22 protein-coding genes are annotated in these 21,777 nt (G+C 66.5%); 9 read left to right on the forward strand and 13 right to left on the reverse strand.

Annotated elements, in window-relative coordinates; genetic code table 11:
* Positions 1–144 precede the first annotated feature (144 nt).
* Positions 145–753, reverse strand: a complete 609-nt coding sequence (locus H0S73_RS02465; protein WP_246388706.1) for a TetR/AcrR family transcriptional regulator — start codon at positions 751–753, stop codon at positions 145–147.
* A 160-nt stretch (positions 754–913) separates the two neighbouring features.
* On the opposite strand from H0S73_RS02465, the gene H0S73_RS02470 reads away from it, so the two are divergent.
* Entirely contained in the window at positions 914–2,188 is a 1,275-nt protein-coding gene (locus H0S73_RS02470) for a divalent metal cation transporter (RefSeq protein WP_181050669.1), read from the forward strand.
* A 69-nt stretch (positions 2,189–2,257) separates the two neighbouring features.
* Here H0S73_RS02470 and zapE read toward each other — a convergent pair whose 3' ends face one another.
* The 7 genes from zapE to sdhC all read right to left on the reverse strand — a co-directional run bounded on the left by zapE (position 2,258) and on the right by sdhC (position 8,398).
* Complete coding sequence (gene zapE / locus H0S73_RS02475) at positions 2,258–3,445, reverse strand: cell division protein ZapE (RefSeq protein ID WP_343058194.1); 1,188 nt, start codon at positions 3,443–3,445, stop codon at positions 2,258–2,260.
* Between the two features lie 238 nt (positions 3,446–3,683).
* The gene (locus H0S73_RS02480; protein WP_181050671.1) at positions 3,684–4,268 is read right to left on the reverse strand and encodes an AprI/Inh family metalloprotease inhibitor; all 585 of its coding nucleotides are present in this window, start codon (positions 4,266–4,268) and stop codon (positions 3,684–3,686) included.
* A gap of 65 nt (positions 4,269–4,333) precedes the next feature.
* Complete coding sequence (locus H0S73_RS02485) at positions 4,334–4,762, reverse strand: hypothetical protein (RefSeq protein ID WP_181050672.1); 429 nt, start codon at positions 4,760–4,762, stop codon at positions 4,334–4,336.
* A gap of 175 nt (positions 4,763–4,937) precedes the next feature.
* The gene (locus H0S73_RS02490; protein WP_181050673.1) at positions 4,938–5,720 is read right to left on the reverse strand and encodes a succinate dehydrogenase iron-sulfur subunit; all 783 of its coding nucleotides are present in this window, start codon (positions 5,718–5,720) and stop codon (positions 4,938–4,940) included.
* A 15-nt stretch (positions 5,721–5,735) separates the two neighbouring features.
* Positions 5,736–7,559, reverse strand: coding sequence for a succinate dehydrogenase flavoprotein subunit (sdhA, locus tag H0S73_RS02495; RefSeq protein ID WP_181050674.1), 1,824 nt, complete (start codon positions 7,557–7,559; stop codon positions 5,736–5,738).
* A gap of 11 nt (positions 7,560–7,570) precedes the next feature.
* On the reverse strand, positions 7,571–7,990 hold the full coding sequence (gene sdhD / locus H0S73_RS02500; protein ID WP_181050675.1) for a succinate dehydrogenase, hydrophobic membrane anchor protein: 420 nt from the start codon (positions 7,988–7,990) through the stop codon (positions 7,571–7,573).
* A gap of 12 nt (positions 7,991–8,002) precedes the next feature.
* On the reverse strand, positions 8,003–8,398 hold the full coding sequence (sdhC, locus tag H0S73_RS02505; RefSeq protein ID WP_181050676.1) for a succinate dehydrogenase, cytochrome b556 subunit: 396 nt from the start codon (positions 8,396–8,398) through the stop codon (positions 8,003–8,005).
* Between the two features lie 200 nt (positions 8,399–8,598).
* Between sdhC and H0S73_RS02510 the strand changes: the two genes are divergently transcribed.
* The 3 genes from H0S73_RS02510 (at position 8,599) to H0S73_RS02520 (ending at position 11,033) form a co-directional block, all read left to right on the forward strand.
* Positions 8,599–9,486: a LysR family transcriptional regulator gene (locus H0S73_RS02510; RefSeq protein WP_181050677.1), complete on the forward strand. Its 888-nt coding sequence runs from the start codon at positions 8,599–8,601 to the stop codon at positions 9,484–9,486.
* 132 nt (positions 9,487–9,618) lie between these two features.
* On the forward strand, positions 9,619–10,293 hold the full coding sequence (locus H0S73_RS02515) for a hypothetical protein (RefSeq protein ID WP_181050678.1): 675 nt from the start codon (positions 9,619–9,621) through the stop codon (positions 10,291–10,293).
* A gap of 308 nt (positions 10,294–10,601) precedes the next feature.
* The gene (locus H0S73_RS02520) at positions 10,602–11,033 is read left to right on the forward strand and encodes a class I SAM-dependent methyltransferase (RefSeq protein ID WP_181050679.1); all 432 of its coding nucleotides are present in this window, start codon (positions 10,602–10,604) and stop codon (positions 11,031–11,033) included.
* Positions 11,034–11,317: 284 nt separating this feature from the next.
* Here the strand turns inward: H0S73_RS02520 and purH are convergent, their stop codons facing one another.
* Both purH and H0S73_RS02530 read right to left on the reverse strand, forming a co-directional pair.
* Positions 11,318–12,910, reverse strand: a complete 1,593-nt coding sequence (gene purH, locus H0S73_RS02525) for a bifunctional phosphoribosylaminoimidazolecarboxamide formyltransferase/IMP cyclohydrolase (RefSeq protein WP_181050680.1) — start codon at positions 12,908–12,910, stop codon at positions 11,318–11,320.
* A gap of 86 nt (positions 12,911–12,996) precedes the next feature.
* A complete protein-coding gene (locus H0S73_RS02530; protein ID WP_181050681.1) occupies positions 12,997–13,815 on the reverse strand; it encodes a class I SAM-dependent methyltransferase in 819 nt (272 codons plus the stop codon).
* 197 nt (positions 13,816–14,012) lie between these two features.
* On the opposite strand from H0S73_RS02530, the gene H0S73_RS02535 reads away from it, so the two are divergent.
* Complete coding sequence (locus H0S73_RS02535) at positions 14,013–14,462, forward strand: cupin domain-containing protein (protein WP_181050682.1); 450 nt, start codon at positions 14,013–14,015, stop codon at positions 14,460–14,462.
* A 4-nt stretch (positions 14,463–14,466) separates the two neighbouring features.
* On the opposite strand, the gene H0S73_RS02540 is transcribed toward H0S73_RS02535, so the two are convergent.
* The 3 genes from H0S73_RS02540 to htpX all read right to left on the reverse strand — a co-directional run bounded on the left by H0S73_RS02540 (position 14,467) and on the right by htpX (position 18,588).
* The gene (locus tag H0S73_RS02540; protein WP_181050683.1) at positions 14,467–16,224 is read right to left on the reverse strand and encodes a heparinase II/III domain-containing protein; all 1,758 of its coding nucleotides are present in this window, start codon (positions 16,222–16,224) and stop codon (positions 14,467–14,469) included.
* An 86-nt stretch (positions 16,225–16,310) separates the two neighbouring features.
* Positions 16,311–17,624, reverse strand: a complete 1,314-nt coding sequence (locus H0S73_RS02545) for an RsmB/NOP family class I SAM-dependent RNA methyltransferase (RefSeq protein WP_181050684.1) — start codon at positions 17,622–17,624, stop codon at positions 16,311–16,313.
* A gap of 13 nt (positions 17,625–17,637) precedes the next feature.
* A complete protein-coding gene (gene htpX / locus H0S73_RS02550; protein WP_181050685.1) occupies positions 17,638–18,588 on the reverse strand; it encodes a zinc metalloprotease HtpX in 951 nt (316 codons plus the stop codon).
* 101 nt (positions 18,589–18,689) lie between these two features.
* On the opposite strand from htpX, the gene H0S73_RS02555 reads away from it, so the two are divergent.
* The 4 genes from H0S73_RS02555 to H0S73_RS02570 all read left to right on the forward strand — a co-directional run bounded on the left by H0S73_RS02555 (position 18,690) and on the right by H0S73_RS02570 (position 21,757).
* Positions 18,690–18,920 (forward strand): DUF1674 domain-containing protein, encoded by a 231-nt coding sequence (locus H0S73_RS02555; protein ID WP_181050686.1) that lies wholly within the window; start codon positions 18,690–18,692, stop codon positions 18,918–18,920.
* A gap of 138 nt (positions 18,921–19,058) precedes the next feature.
* Positions 19,059–19,469 carry a carboxymuconolactone decarboxylase family protein gene (locus H0S73_RS02560; RefSeq protein ID WP_484502645.1) on the forward strand — a complete coding sequence of 137 codons (411 nt, stop codon included), beginning with the start codon at positions 19,059–19,061 and terminating at the stop codon, positions 19,467–19,469.
* Positions 19,456–20,334 (forward strand): RNA polymerase sigma factor SigJ, encoded by an 879-nt coding sequence (locus tag H0S73_RS02565; RefSeq protein WP_181050688.1) that lies wholly within the window; start codon positions 19,456–19,458, stop codon positions 20,332–20,334. The genes H0S73_RS02560 and H0S73_RS02565 overlap by 14 nt, the downstream gene beginning before the upstream one ends.
* A 112-nt stretch (positions 20,335–20,446) precedes the next feature.
* Complete coding sequence (locus H0S73_RS02570; RefSeq protein ID WP_181050689.1) at positions 20,447–21,757, forward strand: class I SAM-dependent methyltransferase; 1,311 nt, start codon at positions 20,447–20,449, stop codon at positions 21,755–21,757.
* The last annotated feature ends 20 nt before the right edge of the window (positions 21,758–21,777 follow it).

The following is a 21,777-nucleotide window of genomic DNA, read 5'->3' on the forward strand; positions in this document are numbered from 1 at the left end:
AAAAGGTTAACAGGCAGGGCTTTCCGTCACGGGGAAAGTCTCGGTAAGCTTAACGGTTCTAAAATACTGCACATTTACAGGCGCTTGAGCCATTCTAGACCCTCGGAATTTTCTTGTTACAAATTCCAGATTTTGTAACTGAGGTTACACGCTACCGTTTGCAAGCGCCCTCAGAATGACCCGGATCATGGTTGCGAGACGCTGATCGAGGATGTCCTCGGGCACATCCGCGTCGAGGCGGACGGTCAGGGGATTGATGAAGCGATAGACGGAATCCGTGACGAAGGCATGGGCCTTCTCCCGGTCACGCGGGTCGAACTTGGCCGTCGCGATCCCCTCGTCCAGCACTCGGTCGATCAAGAGCCGCATCCGGGACCGGTGCTTGCGGATGAGCGGACGGGAGGTCTCGGTGGCCGAACAATACACATCGAAGAGATGCCGGTCTTCCTTCAGGAGATCCCGATGGATCCGCGCCCAGGCTTGGATCAGGCGCTCCAGCTTGTCGTCGGCCGGATCGGGAGAATCCGCGATGTCCGCGATGGTCGCTTCCATCCCCCGCAGCCATTGTCCGGCCACAGCGTCGACGAGGGCCGCCTTGTTGGCGAAGTAGCGGTAGACATTGGCATGGGTCATGCCGGCCGCATCGGCGATGCCCACCACGGTAATATGCTTGGGCCCCTGGCGGCGCAGCTGATCGGCGGCGATGCTGAGAAGCCTTGTCTCCACCGGCATTGTATGGCGCATGGTCTTCATGGCATCCGGTCCGAGGACGGCCCTTGCGTGAAGCGGGATCGGTCGGAAGCCTCGTTAGCATGAAGAGCGGATGCCGGGCCAGAATGGATCCGCTTGACGGACTGGGTTCCCATCACACCTATTGTTTGGGCCATCAGGTCATCAGCCCCCAAGGCGCAATGTGACGAAACCTGTGCCGAGACATCGCAGATCCCTGTTCAACCTGCTGGGCCCGGGGCTCATCACGGGTGCGGCGGACGACGACCCGAGCGGGATCGCCACCTACTCCCAGGCCGGCGCCCAGACGGGATTCGGCCTGTTGTGGACGGTGTTCCTGACCACACCCTTCATGACGGCCATCCAGATCATCAGCGCCCGCATCGGTGCGATCACGGGACGCGGGATCGCGGCCAATGCCCGGACCATCTATCCGCGCCCTCTCGTGCTCGGGCTGATCGCCCTGCTCTGCGGCGCGAATGCCATCAATATCGCGGCGGATCTGGCGGCCATGGGCGAAGCCATGCAGATGCTGATCGGCGGCCCTCCTCACCTCTATGCCGCCGCCTTCGGCCTCTTCTGCCTCATGCTCGAGGTCTTCATCTCGTACAGGCGATATGCGCCCTATCTCAAAGGCCTGACCCTGGCGCTCTTCGCCTATGTGGCCGCCGCCTTCAGCGTCGATGTCCCCTGGGCCGACGTGTTCACGGCGACGTTCATTCCCCGTCTCTCCTTCAGCCCGGATTACTGGTTCCTCGTCGTCGCCATCCTCGGCACCACCATCAGCCCCTATCTCTTCTTCTGGCAGGCCGCCGAGGAAGTGGAGGAAGACAAGCTGACGCATAGCAGAAGCTTCACACGCTCGCCTCAGCGGGCCCAGGCGCGGCTGAAGGAGATCAGCATCGACACCTGGATCGGGATGGTGTTTTCCAACCTCGTCGCCTTCTTCATCATCGTCACCACGGCGGCCACCCTGCACAAGGGCGGCGTCACCGATATCCAGACGGCCTCGCAAGCAGCCGAGGCCCTTCGCCCCATCGCCGGCCCCTTCACCTTCTTCGTGTTCGCCGCGGGCATCATCGGAACGGGGTTGCTCGCCGTCCCGGTGCTCGCGGGCTCCGCCGCCTATGCGGTGGCCGATGCCTTCGGCTGGCGCAGCAGCCTCGAACTGACCGTGATGAAGGCGCGCGGCTTCTACCTGATCCTCGGCGGCGCCACATGCCTTGGGATCCTTCTGGCGCTCACGCGCATCGATCCCATCAAGCTGCTTCTGTGGAGCGCCGTCATCAACGGCATCGCGGCCGCGCCCATCATGGCCATGATGATGGGGATCGTCACCAGCAAGCGCGTGTTGGGGGACTACACGGTGAAGACCTGGCTCGCCTGGGTCGGATGGGGTGCGACGGGGCTCATGGGACTGACCGTCTTCGCCCTCATCGCCAGCCTGTTCCTCGGCTGAGGCACGCTCTGGATTATGTTGTCCCGCGTCTTTCCACGCAAAAACGTTCCCACGTTTGCGTCCGATGCTCTAAGTCTCGACCAATCCTTCGGAACTGCCGAACTCCTCCCGCCCATGCGGCAGGGACAGGTATTCCTCGGACCGCATCTCGATGAGGCGCGACACCGTGCGGTCGAACTCGAAGGCCTCGCGGCCGCTGTCGGCGCGATAGAGTTCGTGCACCTCGGCCTCGGCGGAGGCGAGCAGCTTCACATGGGCGTCGTAGAGCGCATCGATGAGCAGGATGAAGCGCTTCGCCTCGTTGCGCCGCTCGAAGGGCATGACCGGAATGTTTTCGAGGATGACCGTGTGGAACTCCTCGGCCACCGCGAGGTAATCGGCCGCGCCGAGCGGCTTGGAGCAGAGATCCGCGAAGGAGAAGCGCGCCACGCCGCCGGCAGCCTGAGGCACCTCGACGGGATGTCCCTTGACGGTGAGGGTCACGGGCTTGCCGCTCTCGCGGCCCGTCAGGCTCTTGAAGGCGCGGGTGAGCGCCAGATGAGCGTGCTGGTCGGCCGGGGCATAGAAGACCGGGCTGCCCGCGAGCTTCTCGAGTCGGAAATCCGTGCGGGATTCCAGCTTCACCACCGCCATCCGCTCCTGCAGCAGCCCGATGAAGGGCAGGAACAGCGAGCGGTTGAGGCCGCCTTCATAGAGCCGGTCGGGCTCCACGTTGGAGGTGGCGACCACCACGACCCCATGGGCGAAGAGCGCCGTGAACAGGCGACCCAGGATCATGGCGTCGGCGATGTCCGTGACGGTGAACTCGTCGAAGCAGAGCACCCAGGCCTCCTGGGCCAAAGCCTCGGCTACGGGCGCGATAGGATCGTCCCCGGTGACCTTCCCGGTTTTCAGCTTCTGCCGGTAGTCGTGAATGCGCTCATGCACGTCGGCCATGAAGGCATGGAAATGGACCCGGCGCTTGCGCCGCACGGGCAGCGCCTCGAAGAACAGGTCCATCAGCATGGTCTTGCCGCGCCCGACCGAGCCCCAGACGTAGAGCCCCCTGGGCGTCTTCTCCACGCTCTTCTTGCCGAACAGCCAGCCGAGTGCGCTGGGCTTGCGGGCGAGACGGTGGTTGGCAAGGCTCTCGGCGAGCGCCTCCAGCCGCTTGAGCAGAGCCAACTGGGCCGGATCGCGCTCGATGGCGCCCGACGTGACCAGGGCTTGGTAGCGGGCCGTGATGGATTGAGGCGAGGAATAGGAGGTGTCGTTCACGGGATGACCGATACCCCTCAACGCCTTGGAGCGCAAACGTCTTGAGGACACAGGGTTGAAAAACGGCGGCTCTCGCGTGTGGGCGACTGCTCATCCACACGTCACGTCGTCACCGGCCTCGTGCCGGCGATCTCGATCGGAAAAGCGCCGCGCTTCACGGAAGCGGGATGGCCGGCACAAGGCCGGCCATGACGTGGAGGTTCCTTTACGAGAATCAGGTAAGCCCCTTCGCTCGCCCTCACCGCGTCAGGCTGAGCGGCGCCCCTGACTTGGCGAGAACGCCGCTGAGGGACGAAGAGGATCCGCGCAGGCGCGCCGTCACCGAACCGCCGGTCTGGTAGAGATAGACCTCGCCGTCGCGGTAATCCCACGCATTGACCTTGGACAGGTCCTGGTTGGAGCAGCCGGACGCGGAGGCGCGGTAGAGATCGAGCGCGGGCGTGCTCGAAAGCTGGACCCGGCAGGAGCCGCCGGAGGTCTGGACGCTCCAGTTCCCCACCATGGCGGTGCGGCTCGTCGGCGCCGGAGCGGGCGCGGGGGCCGGCCCGCCGATGGTCGGCGGGGGAGGCGCAGGCGGCAGGCCCGCGATCTCGGTCCCGCCGGCCGGGGGAGCCGTCATGCCGGGGGCGATGGGCGCGCCTGCGATCGGCGGCAGCGGGGACGCCTCGACAGGTCCCGAAGGCACGGCTTCGACCGGCGGAGCCTCCGTGATCGGCGCCGCCGCAGCGCCACGGACCGGCGGTCCGCCGAGGCGGGTCGAAGAGCACGCGCCGAGCGCCAGGGCGGAGCACAGAGCGGCAGTCAGGGCATAACGACTATTCATCATCATCGCGGCAGGTGCTTTACTCTTTGGATTCGGGATGGCGGGCTACCGTCAAATGGCAGAGATTAGCTTCGAGTCAAGGCGAGACGATCTTTGAGCATTTTGAGGCAGTTGACCTGGATGGTGGTCGGCTCGCCGTCGATGGCCGCAATGCGCGTCGCCATGGCATGGAGATCCATGCGCTCCGAGGGCTGCAGGGCGGCCAGCCATAGCCTGGAAAACCGGAGCGACAGGGTATTGGAATCGGTCGCATGCTCCGCGACCCATTTGGCGAAGGTAAAGACCTCGTCCACCGGGGTCAGGCCCATGACCTGTTCCATCTCGGCTTTGATCGCCTGCTCCGTTGCGGGGCTCAAGGTCCCGCGCTCGGAAGCCAGCGCGATGAGCATCGCGACTGCTGCCGCAGCGGGATCATCAACGGCCTCGATTGGCGAGTTCTCGGCCTTGTTTCGAAACCGTTTTCGCCGGTAGGCGCCGCGCGCGCTGGGCGGCATCAAGTACCTCGTGGGCGGCATGGCCTACATCGCGAAGACGATAATACCAGAAGGCGGCGGCCCCTAGGACGCCGATGATCGCAAGCAGAACCGGCATAAAAAACTCCGGGATGGTGTCGCTCCATCCCGGAGTGCTACAATAAAACACACAAGCCGCGCTAGGCTTTTCGTCTCGTCAGATCACCCGCGCGACCATCATCTTCTTGACCTCGGCGATGGCCTTGGCCGGGTTCAGGCCCTTGGGGCAGGTGTTGGCGCAGTTCATGATCGTGTGGCAGCGATAGAGCCGGAAAGGATCATGCAGGTTGTCGAGGCGCTCGCCCGTGTTCTCGTCGCGGCTGTCGATGAGCCAGCGATAGGCCTGGAGCAGGGCCGCCGGGCCCAGGAAACGGTCGCCGTTCCACCAGTAGCTCGGGCAGGACGTGGTGCAGCAGGCGCAGAGAATGCACTCGTAGAGGCCGTCGAGCTTGGAGCGCTCCTCCGGCGTCTGGCGCCACTCGGTCTCCGGCGCGGGCGTCTCGGTCTGGAGCCAGGGCTCGACGGAGGCGTGCTGGGCGAAGAAGCTCGTCAGGTCGGGCACCAGATCCTTCAGCACCGGCATGTGCGGCAGCGGATAGATCTTGATGGAATCCGACGCGCAATCGTCGATGCCCAGCGTGCAGGCCAGCGTGTTGCCGCCCATGATGTTCATGGCGCAGGAGCCGCAGATGCCCTCTCGGCAGGAGCGGCGGAAGACCAGCGTCGAATCGACGTTGTTCTTGATCCACAACAGGGCGTCGAGGACCATCGGGCCGCAATCGTCCCGGTCGACGTAATAGGTGTCGATGCGCGGGTTCTGTCCGTCGTCCGGGTTCCATCGGTAGATGCGGAATTCCTGGACGTTCGTGGCACCGGCCGGTTTCGGCCAGGCCTTGCCTTCGGTGTACTTGGAGTTTTTGGGAAGAGTGAACTGAGCCATCGTTTTGCGTCTTCCTTAGTACACGCGAGCCTTGGGCTCGATGTACTGGATGTCGTTCGACATGGTGTAGGTGTGCACCGGACGGTAATCGAGGGTCACCTTGTGGGAGGTGTCGTCGAGCCAGGCGAGCGTGTGCTTCATCCAGTTCTTGTCGTCGCGCTCGGTGAAGTCCTCGCGGGCATGGGCGCCGCGGGATTCCTCGCGGTTCGCCGCGCCCTCCATGGTGACGACGGCCTGTCCGATCAGGTTGTCGAACTCCAGCGTCTCGAGGAGGTCGGTGTTCCAGATCAGCGAGCGGTCCGTGACCTTGATGTCCGCGGAAGCGCTCCACACGTCGTGGATGAGCTTGCGGCCCTCTTCGAGAACCTCGCCGGTGCGGAACACCGCGCAGTTGTTCTGCATGGTCTTCTGCATCTGGAGGCGCAGCTCGGCGGTCGAGGTCGAGCCGTTGGCGTAGCGGAACTTGTCGAGGCGCGAGAGCGCGAGCTCGTCGGCGTTCTTCGGCAGGTCCGCGTGGCGGGCGTTCGGCTCCAGGATCTCGGCGCAGCGCAGGCCGGCCGCGCGGCCGAACACCACGAGGTCGATGAGCGAGTTCGAGCCGAGGCGGTTCGCGCCGTGCACGGACACGCAGGCCGCTTCGCCGAGCGCCATCAGGCCCGGCACCACCGTGTCCGGGTTGCCGTTCTTCAGGGTCAGCACTTCGCCGTGATAGTTCGTCGGGATGCCGCCCATGTTGTAGTGGACGGTCGGCAGGACCGGGATCGGCTCCTTCGTGACGTCCACGCCCGCGAAGATCTTCGCGCTTTCCGAGATGCCGGGCAGGCGCTCGTGCAGGATCTTCGGATCGAGGTGGTCGAGATGGAGATAGATGTGGTCCTTGTTCTTGCCGACGCCGCGCCCGGCGCGGATCTCCATGGTCATGGCGCGCGAGACCACGTCACGAGAGGCGAGGTCCTTGGCGGACGGGGCGTAGCGCTCCATGAAGCGCTCCCCTTCCGAGTTGGTGAGGTACCCGCCCTCGCCGCGCGCGCCCTCGGTGATGAGGCAGCCCGAGCCGTAGATGCCGGTCGGGTGGAACTGCACGAATTCCATGTCCTGCAGCGGCAGGCCGGCGCGCAGCACCATGGCGTTGCCGTCGCCCGTGCAGGTATGGGCGGAGGTCGCCGAGAAATAGGCGCGTCCGTAGCCGCCCGTGGCGAGGATCGTCATGTGGGCGCGGAAGCGGTGGATCTCGCCGGTGGACTGGTTGAGGGCCACGACGCCGACGCAGCGGCCTTCCGAGTCCATCATCAGGTCGAGGGCGAAATACTCGATGAAGAAATTGGTCTGGTTCTTCACCGCCTGGCCGTAGAGGGTGTGCAGGATCGCGTGGCCCGTCCGGTCGGCGGCCGCGCAGGTGCGCTGCGCCGTGCCCTTGCCGAAATCGGTGGTCATGCCGCCGAAGGGACGCTGGTAGATCTTGCCTTCGGCCGTGCGGGAGAAGGGAACACCCCAATGCTCCAGCTCGTAGACGGCGGCGGGCGCGTTGCGCACGAGATACTCGATGGCGTCCTGGTCGCCGAGCCAGTCCGAGCCCTTCACGGTGTCGTACATGTGCCAGCGCCAATCGTCCGGGCCCATGTTGCCCAGCGACGCGGAGATGCCGCCCTGCGCGGCCACCGTGTGCGAGCGGGTCGGGAACACCTTGGTGATGCAGGCGGTGCGCAGGCCGGCCTGCGAGCAGCCGACGGTGGCGCGAAGGCCTGCGCCGCCCGCGCCCACGATCACCACGTCGAAGGTGTGGTCGATGATGGTATAGGCCTTGCCGTTGACGGCGGCGCCGTTCGTTGCTTGAGCCATGTGTGGATTCCTTAAAGCAAGATGCGGCCGAGGCTGACCTTGAGGATGGCATAGAGGCAGGCCACCCCGACGATCACGGCGTAGAAATTGTTCGCGATGACGGCAGCGATCTTCGGACCCTTGTCGTGGACGTAGTCCTCGATGACGATCTGCATGCCGAGGCGCATGTGGTTCACGACCGAGATCACCGCGAGGATCAGGATGATCGCCACCAGCGGGTGCGAGATGATCGCGATGGCGCCCTGGTAGGACGGGGAATTCGCCAGCGCCGCGACGATGATCACGAAGGAGATGATGAGGGGGACGTTCGACACCGCCGTGACGCGGTGGATCCACCAATGCTCGACCCCGTGCCCGGAGGCGCCGAGGCCCTTCACGCGGGCGAGCGGGGTGCGCATGGAAACGCGGGTATCAGCCCTGTTGTCGGCCATGGGTCCGGCTCCTTAGAAGGCGATGAAGGCGACGACCCAGATCGCGAGCGTGAGCGCGATCGAGCCGACGAGGGTGAAGCGGGCCATGTTGATGCGCTGCTCCGGCTCCATGCCGTAGCCGAAATCCCACACCAGGTGGCGCACGCCGCCCAGCATGTGGTGCATCAGGATCCAGGTATAGCCGAACAGGATCAGGTACCCGAGCGGCGAGCCGAAGAACCATTGCACGGCGTCGAAAGCCGAAGGCCCGGAGGCCAGGGCCACCAGCCAGATGGCGAAGAGCGCGATGCCGCCGTAGAGGGCGATGCCCGTGATGCGATGGACGACGGACATCGCCATCGTCCAGCTCCACCGGTAAATCTGAAGATGCGGGGACAGGGGCCGCGGGGCCACTTTCGCCTCAGCCATGGTGTTCACTCCTGATCGGCGACGTCGGCCGCCCGTAGTTTGGAACGGTTCGTAACGGAAGCGCGGCAACACCGCAATGCGCCTTCCGCCGGATGCACGGCAGGGGACACACTTCGTCGGCCGCGAAGTTTGCTATAGGGTCGCTTATCGCACAATTTTTAATTATTCTTATCTCCCTTCGCGGTTGACGAAGGATAACCATGCAATTCGATCTGACGGACCTGAGCCTCTTCCGCCATGTGGTCGAGGCCGGCAGCATCACCCACGGGGCCGAGCGGGCCCATCTGGCGCTGGCGGCGGCGAGCACCCGCATCCGCAACATGGAAAAGTCCCTCGGCGCCCCCCTGCTCCTGCGGACCCGCGCGGGCGTGACCCCGACGCCCGCCGGCCGGACCCTGCTCCAGCACGCCCGCGCCCTCCTGGCAGGGGCCGAGCGGCTGCGCGAGGATCTGGGCACCTACACGGGCGGGCTCACGGGCCAGATCCGGATTCTCTCCAACACCAACGCCCTCACGGAGTTCCTGCCGGAGGCTCTCGGCACCTTCCTGGCCGGGCATCCGCACGTCTCCATCGATCTGGAGGAGCGGCTGAGCGACGAGATCGTGGGCCTGATCGCGGAAGGGGCCGGGGATCTCGGCATCGTGGCCGGCACCGTCGATACGGGCCGGCTGGAAACCTATCCGTTCCGCAGCGACCGCTTCGTGCTCGTTGTGCCGAAGGGTCATCCTCTCGCCTCCCGCGCCAGCATTCCCTTCGCCGAGGTGCTGGAGCACGATTTCGTCGGCCTCGACCGGGCAAGCGCCCTCCAACGCTTCCTCGCCGGCAAGGCGACGCGGATCGGCAAGCCCATTCGGCTCCGGGTGCAGCTGCGCAGCTTCGACGCGGTCTGCCGTATGGTGGAGGCCGGCGTAGGTCTCGGCATCGTGCCCGAGACGACCGCCCGCCGCGCGGTCCGCACCACGGCCATCGCGCCGGTCGAGTTGGAGGATTCCTGGGCCGCCCGCGACCTTACCCTCTGCATCCGCTCTCTAAAGGATCTTCCGCCCTCCGCGCGGCAATTGGTGGAGCACCTGCGCAAGGAGGCCTGACCGGCCACGCCGTCCTGAATGGTTCCCCCCGCCTTCAAAACGCCGTGAGCAGGGAATGATTTTCCTGTCAGGATTGTCTCTGGAACCGTCCGCCTCGAAGAGGGCGGTCCTCAATCCATCACGGAGGAAACAATGCGCGTTGTGAATGGCGGCCGGATCATGGCCATAATCGGGGTGCTCGCCCTCGCTCCCATGGGCTCCGCCCTGGCGCAGAGCGCCCAGGACACCACGTTCTTCGTCACCAGCGTCGGTTCCGGCAAAGGCGCGGATCTCGGCGGGCTCGAGGGGGCTGACCGGCATTGCCAGGCCCTGGCCGAAGCCGCCGGCATTCGCGGAAAGATCTGGCGGGCCTATCTTTCGAGCCAAGCCACGGGCGGTGGAACGGCCGTCAATGCGCGGGACCGCATCGGTCGCGGGCCCTGGCAGAACGCCAAGGGCGTCGTGATCGCCAAGGACGTGGCGGATCTGCACGGGCCCGGCAACAATCTCACCAAGCAGACGGCCCTGACCGAGAAGGGCGAGCCGGTGAAGGGTCGCGGCGACCAGCCGAACGAGCATGACATGCTGACCGGCTCGCAGCCCGACGGCACGGCCTTCGCCGGCAGCCAGGACATGACCTGCGGCAACTGGACGAAGAGCGGCACGGAAGGAGCCGCCATGCTCGGACACCACGACCGCACGGGCCTGGATGAGTCGCCGCCGGCCAAGTCCTGGAACTCGTCCCATGCCTCCCGCGGCGGGTGCAGCCAGGACGCTCTCAAAAGCACCGGCGGCGCAGGGCTCTTCTATTGCTTCGCGGTGAACTGACCGGACCGGAAAGGCGATTGCTCCCAAAAGTGGCCCCACTCTTGGGAGCAAACCGCCAGGGTCCGCTCCTCAAAAGCAACCGCATTCCGACAAGATCGGATTGCCTGCCTCGCGCTTCGGACGCAAAAGTGGGAACCGGTTTGCGTGTGAAGATGCGGCAACCCGGAAATTTGGTGCATCGGACGTGAGTTCGAATTCCCATCCGATGCCTTAGTGCTCGGGACGATCGTGCCGATGCGCCGCCATGGCTCGCTGGGGCAGACCGCTTCTCCACGCGTCATGCCACTCAGCAAACCGAAGGAGCATCAATGACCGGCAAACTCTCGTCACGCCTTCTCGCCATCGTGAACGCACTCCCCCTTCGCGACGGCATCCGGGTCCTGGAAATCGGCTGCGGTCCGGGAGCAGCCGCGCGCGAGATTGCGCGGCGCATTGGTGGCGGGCACATCCTGGGGATCGACCGGTCCGCCAAGGCTATCGCCCAAGCGCACGCGACCTCGGCCGACGAGGTGGCGTCCGGGCGGTTGAGCTTCCGCCAGGCTTCGATCGAAAGTTTCGAACTGGCGCCCGGAGAGGCTCCTTTCGACATCGCGTTCGCCGTACGGGTCGGCGCTCTCGACGGACGTGATCCGCAGGCCGGTCTCCTCGCGCATGCCCGGATCAGGGTTGCCCTGGTCCCAGGCGGGCGCCTCTTCATCGACCGAGGAAGTCCCTTGCAGGTGGTCCAACTCGGCGGCTGACGCAGCGGCTCATGCCTTGCAGGCCATAGAACTTTATCGAAAATCCTAGAGCATCGAACGCAAAAGTGAGAACCGGTTTTGCGTGGAACGATGCGGGAGAACAAGACCTGAAAGCATCGTGCGGAAAGGTGGATCCGGTTTTCCGCACCGAACGATGCGCCAGCCAAAAGAGGAAGCATCGGATCCGATGCTTTAGAGATGATTTCACTTGCGTGGAATCATCTCCATTCTTTGCTTTGCCGCACTTTTAACGGTGAGCCGGATCCACTTTACCGAAAAATGCTCTAGTGCCGGAAATGCCGGTAGCCAGTGAACACCATGGCGAGGCCTGCCTCGTCGGCGGCCTTGATGACCTCGTCGTCGCGCATGGAGCCGCCGGGCTGGATCACCGCCGTGGCGCCGGCCTCGGCTGCGGCCAGCAGGCCGTCCGCGAAGGGGAAGAAGGCGTCAGAGGCGACGACCGAGCCCTTGGCGAGGGTCTCGGACAGGCCTGCGGCCTTGGCGGCCTCGGCAGCCTTCCAGGCGGCAATGCGGGAGGAATCGACGCGGCTCATCTGGCCGGCGCCGACGCCGACCGTCGCGAGGTCCTTGGCGTAGATGATGGCGTTCGACTTCACGTGCTTGGCGACCCGGAAGGCGAAGCGCAGGTCGTCCAGCTCCCGGTCGGTGGGCGCGCGCTTCGTCACCACCTTCAGGTCCATGGCGTCGACCACCGCGTTGTCCCGGTTCTGGGCCAGGAAGCCGCCCGCGACCGTGCGCAGGGTCAGGCCCTCCTGGCGCGGATCCGGCAGGCCGCCGGCCAGCAGCAGGCGCAGGTTCTTCTTGGCCGCCACGATGGCGATGGCCTCCTCGGTCGCGTCGGGCGCGATGATCACCTCGGTGAAGATCTCGGTGATGGCCTTCGCGGCCTCCGCGTCGAGCGGCCGGTTCATGGCCACGATGCCGCCGAAGGCCGAGACGGGATCGCAACGCAGGGCCTTCTCATAGGCCTCGCGCAGGGAGGTGCCCTCCGCGACGCCGCAAGGGTTGGCGTGCTTGACGATCACGATGGCGGCGGAGCGCTCAGGAAGGAACTCGGCCACGGCCTCGTAGGCCGCGTCGGTGTCGTTGATGTTGTTGTAGGAGAGCTGCTTGCCCTGCACCTGGCGGGCGGTGGCGACGCCGGGACGCTGTTCCGGCGTGCGGTAGAAGGCGGCGCTCTGGTGCGGGTTCTCGCCGTAGCGCAGGACCTCAGCGATGGAGCCGCCGAGCGCCCGGAAGGGCGGAGTCTCCTCGCCGATCTCGGCGGCGAACCAGTTGGAGATCGCCGCATCGTAGGCGGCCGTGCGGGCATAGGCCTTCTGCGCGAGGCGGCGGCGCAGGGTCAGGGTGACGGAGCCGTCATGCCGGGCGAGATCATCCAGCACGGAGGCGTAATCGGCGCCGTCCACCACCACGGCCACATCGCCGTGGTTCTTGGCCGCTGCGCGGATCATGGCCGGGCCGCCGATATCGATGTTCTCGATGCAATCGTCGTAAGGTTTCCCGGCCGCGACCGTCGCCTCGAACGGATAGAGGTTCACAACCAGGAGGTCGATGGGCTGGATGCCGTGGGCGAGCATGGCCGCCTGATGCTCGGGATTCTCACGGATGCCGAGCAGGCCGCCATGGACTGCCGGGTGCAGCGTCTTCACGCGGCCGTCCATCATCTCGGGAAAGCCCGTGAGCTCGCTCACGTCCTTCACGGGCAGGCCCGCCTCGCTCAAGGCCTTGTGCGTGCCGCCGGTGGACACCAGCTCGATGCCCCGCCCGGAGAGCGCGCGGGCGAAGTCCACGAGACCCGTCTTGTCGGATACGGAAAGCAGAGCGCGGGACACGCGCTTCAGGTCGCTCGGCATGGCGGCCGCTCCATTCAAGGAAAAAGATGCGGGCGCGATACCACGGCGGGCCAGGGATGGGAACCTGCCGCGCCTGCATGGCCGCCTTACCGCCGATGCCCCGCCTCCGGCACGGTGCCGCGACAGGCCAGGGCCACGGCCGCGAAGGAGCGCGGCCCGTCGGGCCTGCCTCCCTCGTAGGCGGCGCGCAGTCCGCCCGCGAAGGCCGCGCGTTTGTCGTCGTCGAGCCCGGTCACGTATTTGCCGAGCGGCGACTCGCCGGCCGCGATGGGGCTCCAGAAATCCGCGAAATTCCGGAACTCCATGCGGATCATGAGCGGGATCTCGGCGACAGCGACGAGGCCGCTGTCGGCCCAGAGCGCCTCCATCTGACCAGGCCTCGTGAGCGGCTTGAAGTAGTTTTCGCCCCGGATCGCCGATGCGGAAGAATCCAAGGCGGCCGCAGTGTCCCAGAACATGCGCTGAACGGGCATGCCGCCGTAACTGTCCCAGACGGCGGCCGCCACGGTTCCGCCGGGCCGCGTCACCCGGCACATCTCACGCAGGGCCTGCTCCGTTTCCGGAACGAAATGGAGAACGAGGAGGGCGAGCGTCCGGTCGAACGCACCGTCGTCGAAAGCAAGATCGCAGACATCCCCCTGGGCAATGGAGATCCGGGGATCGGAGTTTTTCTCCCTCGCGGCTGCCACGTAGACGTCGGAATAATCGATCGCGTCGATGCGGCCCACATCGGCCACCTGCGGCAGGATAAAAGTCAGGCTGCCCGTGCCGCACCCGACATCGAGCACCCGCTCGCCCGTTTCCAGACCCGCGAAGTCGAGGAACGGGCCCGCCAACCTCCGGCTCCAGCGGCCCATGAGCTGTTCGTAGGCCTCGGCACTCTTCGCATGAAACCTGGAGGACATGATCGGCCCCAATCGCATCGAGGGATCGGAACGCAACGCTGGCGCATCCTAGCAGATCGGCTCGGGACTTGCTCAGTTCTCTTGCGGAGATGCCCTGACGACGCTGTCCCGATTGTACCCCGGATGCCCATTTGCGTGCGCAAATTCCGTCCGGTCATGCTGCCGGACCACAAGTGTCAGGCAAACAGGGGATAGAAATGAGCGACCTGGAAAAGGGCATCACACGGGCGGGTGAGGGATTTGGCGGCAAGTCCTGGAACATCCTGGGCCAGCTGTATTTTCCGAAGGCTTCCTGCGGCTCCAGCTTCGCGTTCGAGACCAACAGCGATCCGGGACAATACGTGCCCGTTCACATCCATCCCACGCAGGACGAGTTCATTCTGGTGCTCGAAGGCGAGCTCGACCTGAAGCTCGACGGCGTCTGGAGCAAGGCCAAGGTGGGCGATCTCGTGCGCATGCCGCGGGGCGTTCCGCATGGCTACTTCAACAAGTCGGGCACACCGGCACGCGCCCTGTTCTGGGTGTCCCCCGCGGGCAGGCTGGAGGCTCTGTTCGACGCGTTGCACGACCTGAGCGACATCCCCCGGATTTTGCAGCTCTCCGCCGAGCACGAGGTCGACTTCCTGCCGCCCGAGGCGAACGAATGAAGGATCAGATCAGCTCCGGCGCTTGCTCGGCGGGCTGCTCCGCGCCGTAGCTGCGCGCCAGGCGCTCGAAGCGCCAGCGGACGGAGGGCATTTCGCCGGGCCGGACGGTGAGCACGATCTGCTCCGTGCGGCGCATGCCCTCGGCGGTGGCGAGGAACACGCTGTCCTCCAGTTCCGCCTCGACCGGAGCGGCCGAGAACTGCCAGGCTTCGCGGTTGGGCAGCACCAGCATCACCACGCGGCCGTTCTGCGCGCGGCTTGCCCTGATTCCGGGCGCCAGATGGAAGCGGATGATGGCCTGCACTGTCCCGGCCTGACCGCCTTCGCTCCAGAAATGATCCTCGCCCTCCAGCACGTTGCCCTTGGGTGCGAGCTGCCAGCGCCGCTCGTGGGTGATGCCGAAGCGGGCCTTGTAGCCGTCGTGGCTGGCGCCGAGGATCTGGACGTGCTCGCGCTCAGAGCGCTCCGCATTCACACGCTCCGGCCCATTGAGGACCACCGGGCCGATCCGGCGCAGGATCCAGGCGGACATACGGCGCTGCAGCCAATTGCCCTTCTTGTCGACGATCTGGCAGGACGAGACGTCGTCGATGGACGCGGTGGAATGCGCCACCGTCGAACGTGAGGCCTGGATGATCGGATCGCCCGCGATATAGGGCGTCCCGCAATTCACCACGATGCGCTGCGCGGCGCTCGAGAACTCGAAGGACAGGCAGCCGGCGCCCGCATCCTGCGAGAGCGGGCGCGGCGGCGGGGCGCCCACATCGGCGACGACCAGGGTGCGCCCGGCCTCCAGGCGCTCGTAGCCGGAATGGGGCGCATGGTGGATCGGCTGACTGCGCATGTCGTCATAGGTGAGCAGCGTCGCCAGATGGTCGGCGGCAGTCACGCCCATGCCGTTGAAATGGGAGAGAGTGCCGTCCCCGTGCCGGAACAGGCGCACCATCGGGAGCATGCGGTCGACGGCATGGAGCAGGGCGTCGGGCGTATCGACCTCGCGGCTGGCGAACATCTGGCGCAGGGGCAGAAGGTCGAACAGAAGATCGACCATGATGCGCGGGTTGCGGCTCACATGCCCGCCATCGGCCAGGATCTGCCGTTCGAGTTCGCGGGCGAGCAGGCGGCTCGCGCGGCGCAGGTTCCGGTCGAGGCCCTCGCAGCACAGGCCCGCATAGCAGAGCGCAATGGCCGCCATGAGCTGCTGGAACGGCAGGGCGCCCGCGCGGACCTGGCGCTCCAGGGTGCGCACATGCTGGCCGATGAGCTTCAGGAAGCGCTGGTAGAAGGCGTGGTCGGCGCCTTCCAGGATCAGCGGCGACTGGCTGATGAAGGACATGAGCCGGCGCGCCGTGATCTCGGTGCTGCAGGCGAGGCGCTTGTCGCCGAGCTTGGAGGTGACGAACTCGTCCACCAGGGAGCGGGCATTGGCCTGGGCGAGCGCCGTGCCGGCGGCCCGCAGGTGGCGCAGCCAGCCGAAGCCGTAGAGCGCCTGGCCCCAGGCGCGGCTCGGCGGCGCGAAGGCGAAGGGCGAGCGCCCGCTGGTGGTGATGGCACGGCCGGAAAAGGCGAAGAAACCGGAATAGATGTCGGTGGCGATGGTCGGGTCGGCCGTACGCAGGTCCTGAGGGGCGAAGAGCAGGCGCGTGGGCACGGGCGCGCTGGAGAGCCTGGACAGGCTCCAGACCGCACTTTCGCGCACGGCACGGCCTGCCTCGCGTGCGGCAAGCCCGTACAGTCGCCAGCGATCCGGCCCGAAATCCACCCGTGGTGCTCCCCTTGTTCGCTCAAATCTCAGCCAACTTAGGTGAGGAGTTCCTGCTGACCGGTTAACAACAGGTAAGGGATCGTTCACCCTGTTGACGATCCCTTGTGCACAAACCGTGCGACAAAGAAGCCGTCGAGGCCGCTGCGGTCGTGTTCCGCAAGGGCAAGCTGACTCGGCAGGGTGCGAAGGTCGCCCTGCGGAGTGATGCACTCGGTCAGGCCGCCGATCTCGTCGGGGGCGATGGGCTTGCGGGCGAATGCGGGATGGCGGGCAAGGAAGGCCTCCGCCTGCCGCTCGCCTTCCTCGGCTTCCAGCGAGCAGGTGCAATAGACCAGCCGTCCGCCGGGCTTCAGCAGGTTCGCCGCCTTGTCGAGCAGGCGGGCCTGAAGGCCGGAGAGCTTGCGGATGTCCTCCTCGCCCTTGGTCCAGGCCACGTCCGGATGGCGACGGATGGTGCCGGTGGCCGAGCACGGAGCATCGAGCAGGATGGCGTCGAAGGGCTCCGCGTCGAGCTTTTCCGCGTCGAGCGCACGGGTCTCGGCCTTGAGATGCAGGCGGGCGAGGTTCTCCTCCAGCCGCTCCAGCCGCTTGGCCGAGCGGTCGACGGCGAGAACCTCGGCGCCGGCGGCGGCCAGCTGCGCGGTCTTGCCGCCGGGCGCGGCGCAGAGGTCGGCGATGCGCTCGCCGGGCTTCGCCTGGAGCAGGCGGGCCGGGAGGGCCGCGGCCGCATCCTGCACCCACCATTCGCCGTCCTCGAAACCGGGCAGCTCGCGAATGGCGGTGCGCTCCTTGAGGCGGATGCTGCCGGTGGGCAGGAGAACGCCTCCGAGACGCTCGGCCCAGGCCTCCTGGCCGCTCTTCACGGTCAGGTCGACGGAGGCGAGGGAGCGGTGCGCTTCGGCGATTCTCGTCGCCAGCGGTTCGCCGTATTGCGCGATCCAACGCTCCTCCAGCCAGATGGGGGTGTCGAGCCAGGGATCGTTCTCGGCCAGGATCTGCTCGCGCTCGCGGGCGACCCGGCGCAGGACCGCGTTGATGAAGCCGCCGGCGTGATGGAGCTTGGGGTCGCCTTGGGCGAGCTCGACGGCGCTGTCGACGGCCGCATGGTCCGGCACGTCGAGGAACAGGATCTGCGCCGCCCCGATGGCGAGGAGATGCATCAGGCGCTCGTCCTTGGGCGGCTTGTTGAGCCGCTCGCGCAGCGCGTGGCCGAGGGTGCCCAGCCGACGGAAGGTCACGATGGCGATGGCGCGGGCGAGCGCCTCGTCGCGGGTGGAGAGGTTCTCCGCGCGGGACAGCTCCTCCATGACATCGTCGAGCGGCACGCGCCGTTTCAGGGTCTCCGTCACCGCCATCCAGGCCAGGCGGCGGGGCCCGAGGCCCGCCTGTTCGCTCATTTGATCCAAAATATTATCCCCAAGGCCCCCGGCGGGTGCCGGCCGGGCCGCCGCCAGGGCCCCTGACGGAACCCCACGGACTCGATGAACTCTGCGCGAAGAAGCCGGACGGCTGCGCCTGCGCGCCCATCTCCTGCGCCAAAGCGTGCAGGGCCGCAATCCGGTTTTCCGTCGCGGGATGGGTCGAGAACAGGTTGTCCACCCCTTGGCCCGAGAGCGGGTTGATGATGAAGAGCGACGCGGTGGCGGGGCGGCGCTCCGCATCGGGGTTCGGGATCTGCGCCACGCCGCCCGCGATGCGCGCCAGCGCCGAGGCGAGCGACAGCGGCTGGCCGCAGATCTGGGCGCCCATCCGGTCGGCGTCGTATTCCCGCGAGCGGCTGATCGCCATCTGGATGATCATGGCAGCGAGGGGTGCCAGGAGGGCGGTGCCGATCATCACGATCGGGTTCGGCCGGTTTTCGCCCCGGCCGCCGAAGAGGAAGCCGAACTGCGCCAGGGTCGCGATGGCGCCGGCGATGGTGGCGCTCACGGTCATGATGAGCGTGTCCCGGTTCTTGATGTGGGCAAGCTCGTGCGCCATCACGCCGGCCACCTCGTCATGGGAAAGCATGTTGAGGAGGCCCGTGGTGGCGGCGACCGCCGCGTTCTCCGGGTTGCGCCCGGTGGCAAAGGCGTTGGGCTGCGGATTGTCGATGAGGTAGACCCGGGGCATGGGCAGGCCGGCGCGCGCCGCGAGATCGCGCACCATCCGGACCAGTTCGGGCGCGGTGCGCTCGTCCACCTCGACGGCGTGATGCGCCGCGAGCGCCAGCCGGTCCGAGTTCCAATAGGCGAAGAGGTTGGTCGCCAGGCCGAAGCCCAGCGCGATCATCATGCCGGTGCCACCGCCCAGGAAATAGCCGACGACGCCGAACAGGGCCATCAGGCCCGCCAGCAGCATTCCGGTCTTGACGGTGTTCATCGGGGTCTCCACCTCGTGGTCAGCGCGACATCCATCCTTTGCCCCTAATGTGGGAACGGTCCAGCTCCCTCCCAAGAGGGCAATCTGGCATAAGGCCTCTCATGAGCACGAACGACAATACCCCTCCGGCCGAACCCATCGAAGGCGCGGCCCCCGGCAAGCCCCTGTCGCCCGCCGCCCGGCGGGCCCTGGAGGAGGCCGCCCGGCGGCGCCTCGACATCGATGCCCGCGCGGCCGAGATCGCCCGGCAGAAGGAGCTCCAGGGCCGCGGCGGCCTCGAGCCCGTCCGCTACGAGGACTGGGAAGTGAAGGGCATCGCGAGCGATTTTTAGAAGAATTTCGCACCGGCATGTCACATTCGGGATCGCTGCCTCGTCTTGGCATCGTCAGCAACCCAAGACACGAGGACGAAGACGATGTTGAAAGCCCGGTTGATGCCCTTCGAAGTCGCTCCCGGCGCCCTGAAGCCCATGGTGGAGCTGGAGAAGATCCTGAAGAACAGCGGGCTGGAGCACAGCCTGATAGAGCTGGTGAAGACCCGCGCGTCTCAGATCAACGGCTGCGCCTTCTGCATCCACATGCACACCAAGGATGCCCGCGCCGCCGGCGAGACGGAGGAGCGCCTCTATCTCCTCGATGCCTGGCGGGAATCGCCGCTCTACAACGACCGGGAACGGGCGGCGCTCGCCTGGACGGAGGCCCTGACCCTGGTGGCCGAGACGCACGCTCCCGACGCGGATTACGAGGAGCTGACCAGGCATTTCACCCCTGCCGAGCAGGTCAACTTGACCCTGCTGATCGGCGCGATCAACACCTGGAACCGGCTGGCCATCGGCTTCCGGTCCATCCATCCGGTCGGGGCGAGCCGTGCTGCCGCCTGACGGTAACGCGGCGGACCGGTTCCAGCCCCTCAGGCCGGGGCTGGTCCGCCTCGCCTATCGCATGCTCGGCTCCCTCGCGGAGGCCGAGGACGTGGTGCAGGAGGCCTATATCCGCTGGCACCAGACGGACCGCACCGCGATCCGCGAGCCGGGCGCCTTCCTGTCCAGGACGGTGACGCGCCTGTGCCTCGACATCCTCAAATCGGCGCGGGTCAGGCGCGAGACCTATATCGGGCCCTGGCTGCCCGAGCCGGTCCTGGAAACGGCGGGGGACGAGGACATGAGCGAGGATCTGTCCCTGACCCTGATGCTGGCCCTGGAGCGGCTCTCGCCCCTGGAGCGCGCGGCTTTTCTCCTGCACGACGTGTTCGGGCTCGGTTTCGAGGAGGTCGCCGCGACCCTCGACCGGGATCCCGCGGCCTGCCGCCAGCTGGCCGCGCGGGCGCGCAGGAACGTACGGACCGACCGGCCGCGTTATCCTGTCGACCGGGCGGAAGGGGAGCGGATGACCGATGCCTTCTTCGCGGCCTCCCGCAGCGGCGATCTGACCGCGCTGCAGAGCCTCCTGGCGGAAAACGTCGTCGCCTACACGGATGGCGGCGGCGTCCGGAACGCGGCCCTCAACCCGCTCTTCGGCCTCCGCCGGGTGTCGGGCCTCTTCATGGGCGTGGCGCGCAAGGCTGACGGCCAGTTGCCTCCCGTTCTCTACAAGGGGTTGATCAACGGCCTGCCCGGCTTCGTCACCCTCGAGAAGGACGGCATCGTGCAGACCACGACCCTCGACATCGAGGACGGTCGCATCGTCGGGATCTATATCGTCCGCAACCCCGAGAAGCTCCGGCACCTGTCCGACTTGACAAACTGAACCTGGGCGCAATGAACCTTGGCGAATTAAGCGTTGAAGGAGAGGCCGACCGCGAAAGCACCGGTTGTTCCCGCGCCGCCCTGCCGCTACCTTGCCCTGAAAGGGAGGGCTCATGGCTGGGACGGGCGAGACGGCACGGCTGGGGATGTTCCGGGATCTGTTGGGCGAGGCGCATCGCGCGCTCGACCTCCAGTTCGGCTTCGAATTATGGGACGGCTCGACGGTCCCGGCGGACCTGCCTTCCTACGCCATGCGCCTCGTCATCCGGCGCGAGAGCGTGATCGCGGCTCTCCTGCGCCGCCCCAATCTCGATACCGCCCTCAACGCCTATGTGGCGGGCCTTTTGGATCTCAAGAACGGCACCATCTTCGATCTCGCCTCCCAGCGCCCGCAGAAGGCCGGTCGGCGCCTGAAGAGCCTGAGCAAGCTCAAGGCGTTGAAAGTCGCCTACCACTTTCTGCGCGCGCCCGCCGCCATGCCGCGCCCGCTCGCCCGGGTCGAGGACAAGCCGGATGCCCGCGACGGCAAGCCTCAGACCAACAAGCAGAACGTCGCCTACCATTACGACGTGTCGAACGCGTTCTACGAGCTCTTCCTCGACCCGGAGATGGTCTATACCTGCGCGTATTTCCAGCCGGACTGGCACGACGACCTCGCCCGCGCACAGCGGGACAAGCTCGACATGATCTGCCGCAAGCTGCGGCTGAAACCCGGCGAGCGCCTGCTCGACATCGGCTGCGGCTGGGGGGCGCTCATCTGCCACGCGGCGCAGCATTACGGCGTGAAGGCTACCGGCGTGACGCTCGCCGAGGAGCAGGCCGCGCTGGCGCGAGCGAAGGTGCAGCGCCTAGGCCTACAGGATCGCGTCGAGGTGCTGGTGAAGGACTTCACGCAAATGGGGGGCGAGTTCGACAAGATCTCCTCCATCGGGATGTTCGAACATGTGGGCATCAGGAACCACCCGGCCTATTTCAGCGCCGTGCATCGCCTGCTTCGTCCGCGCGGGCTCTATCTGCACCACACCATCGCCAGACGGGCGAAGAAGAGCGACAGGGCGTTCCGGAAGCTCAAGCCCGAATACAAGGCGCTCACCCGCTACATCTTCCCCGGCGGCGAGCTCGACCACCTCGGCATGTCGGTGGCCAATCTCGAACGCCACGGCTTCGAGGTGCACGACGTGGAGGGCTGGCGCGAGCATTACCAGCGCACCACGCGCCTGTGGTGGGAAAACCTCAACGCCCGCCGGGCGGAGGCGGAGGCGCTCGTCGGACCTGAAAAGACCCGGATGTGGCTGCTCTATCTCGCCGGTTGCTCGCTCGCCTTCGAGCGCGCGGCCGTGGGCGTGAACCAGACCCTCGTGTCCAAGCGCACCCGCGGCCCGTCAGGCCTGCCGCCGTCGCGGGCGGATCTGTATCGGTCATAGCAGCCGCCGGCCTCCGCGCT

This window comes from Microvirga mediterraneensis (assembly GCF_013520865.1).
GTDB classification, from domain to species: Bacteria; Pseudomonadota; Alphaproteobacteria; order Rhizobiales; family Beijerinckiaceae; genus Microvirga; species Microvirga mediterraneensis.